At 63.5% G+C, this 2,216-nt stretch carries 1 protein-coding gene and 1 pseudogene; one reads left to right on the forward strand and one right to left on the reverse strand.

Features of this window, described 5'->3' with window-relative positions:
* Positions 1-159, forward strand: a pseudogene (locus tag ACFFAR_RS31320) (MarR family transcriptional regulator); the annotation flags it as partial.
* Here ACFFAR_RS31320 and ACFFAR_RS31325 read toward each other — a convergent pair.
* The coding region (locus tag ACFFAR_RS31325; RefSeq protein ID WP_375509241.1) for a xanthine dehydrogenase family protein molybdopterin-binding subunit at positions 156-2,216 on the reverse strand (2,061 nt) is incomplete at its 5' end. The pseudogene ACFFAR_RS31320 and the gene ACFFAR_RS31325 overlap by 4 nt on opposite strands.

The raw sequence follows: 2,216 nt of genomic DNA on the forward strand, positions 1-2,216 counted from the left end.
CTTCTTGTTCGCACTACGCCCGAAGGCCTCGCGCTGATTGATCAGAGCATTCCGTTTGCCAAGCAGGTCAGCGAGCAGACGTTCGGCGGATTGAACCCCGCTGAACGTGTCGCGATCGTCTATCTGTTGCGGGCGATGACGCGGGCGGAAGATAATTAAAGCACTGGCGTCAAAGACGCTTGCAACGCAGCCCGCACCACATCGGCCGTGAACGGCGCTTCCCGGAACCTGACGCCGGTGGCATCGAAAAGCGCATTGGCAATAGCCGCCGCCCCGGGCAACGAAGCCGACTCGCCCGACCCCAGCGGCGGTTCCCCTTGCCGTTCCATTTGCACCACATCGATCAACGGTAATTCCGGGAAGGTCAGGATTGGATAACTGCCCCATTCGCGACTCGCGACGAGACCATCGGTGAAGCGAACACGCTCCTTCAATACACGGCTGATCGTCTGAATCACATTGCCGTGGATCTGATGACGCACGCCGTCGGGATTGACCACCGTGCCGGTATCCTGACCAACGGTCACGCGCTTCAGACGAATTTCGCCGGTCACACGATCCACCTCCAGATCGACGATCCAGGCCGACCATGCCGCCCCAAACCCTGGAAAGCGGCTATGAACATAACGCGCATACGCCACGCCATGTCCTTGCAGGACGCGCGCGTTCGGATCGTCAAGTTTTACGCGACGTTGCCAGCCCGCACGCGTGGCCACTGCTTCCAGCAACTCCCTCGCGCGTTCGTCCTGCAAATGCCGCAGCCGGAATTCGAGCGGATCGGCGCCGGTCTCGACGGCGAGTTCATCGATGAACACATCATGCGCAAACGAGTTCGGCAACGCCGATACCCCCCGGAACCACGACGCCCTGATGAGTGGCGCCATGTCGTTGCACACAAACCGCCGATGCTCGAACGTGTACGGCGAAACCGCCGTGCGATCGCCCATTTCGAAGACGCGCGGCTCGGCCGGCAACGCGCCCGTGAGCAGCAATGCAAGCAGCGGCGCATCGTTCGATGGATACCGCGACGCGAACTCATACGCAAGCGTCTCGCCGCTGTCCGAGACAGTGCCGGTCACGTCCACCACTTGCGCGGTTCCCTTGGGCTCCCACTGATGCTCATCGGCACGAGACAACTGCACGCGCACCGGGCGGCGCATCGCACGCGAAAGCAACAGGGCGTCGCCGGCCACGTCATCGGCGCAGTTGCGGCCGTAGCATCCGGAGGCTTCCATGCGCACGATATCGATGGCACCTTCCGCGCGTTCCACGAGTCGCGACAGGTCGAAGCGCAAGCTTTGCGGGTTCTGCGTTCCTGACCACACGGTGATGTGGTCATCGCAGTAATCGGCGAGGGCGCAGGACGGTCCTATCGATGCATGCATCTGGTAGGGCCATACATAAGTGCGTGTCAGGGTCGTGGTATTGGGCTTGCCCTGAACGGATGCCACATCGCCTTCTTCGAGCAGCAAGCGCCGCTTTGCAGGCGCGTTCGATATGGCCTTCGCGGGGTTATCGAGAGACGGCAGCGTTGGCATCGGCCGCCATCTGACGCGCAGCGCGCGGGCGGCGCGAATGGCCTGTTCCTCGCGTTCGGCGACCACGCCAACGAAGTCGCCGATCACCACAACGCCGCGCACGCCGGGCATGGCTTCCACGGACGACCGGTCCACATCGATCAGCATCTTGCCGATGAACTCGCCGCAATCATGTCCCGCATACGGCGGCCGCACCACACGCCCGTGCAGCATGCCGGGCACGCGCATATCGTGCACGAACGTGAGCGCGCCCGTTGCTTTCGCGGGCAGATCGACGCGCGGCGTCGAGCGTCCGACAATGCGGTATGTCGACGGATCTTTCACCGCAGTGGTGTTATCGAGCGCGAGCGTCAGGCGCTCCCCTCGAAGCAATGCGCCGAAGCTGAGGCGGGTGCCATCAGGTGCGATGACGCAGCCATTGTCGGTACGCAGAAGCGCGGCATCCGCGGCGTCCATTCCCCACGCGCGCGCCGCCAATCCGATTAACGCAAGCCGCGCTTGCGCCGCGGCAAACCGCAGCGGCACGGCCGAGATCTGGATCGTCGCGCTCGCGAGCTTTGCAAGATCGCGGCTATCGCCTTCGAAACGCAGCAGAAGATAGCCCATGCCGAGCAGCAGCGCGACGCCGAGCGCAACCATCGCCAGCATGCGCGAAGGCACCCGCGACGGATCGACCGG

This window comes from uncultured Caballeronia sp., assembly GCF_964243625.1.
Classification (GTDB): Bacteria; Pseudomonadota; Gammaproteobacteria; order Burkholderiales; family Burkholderiaceae; genus Caballeronia.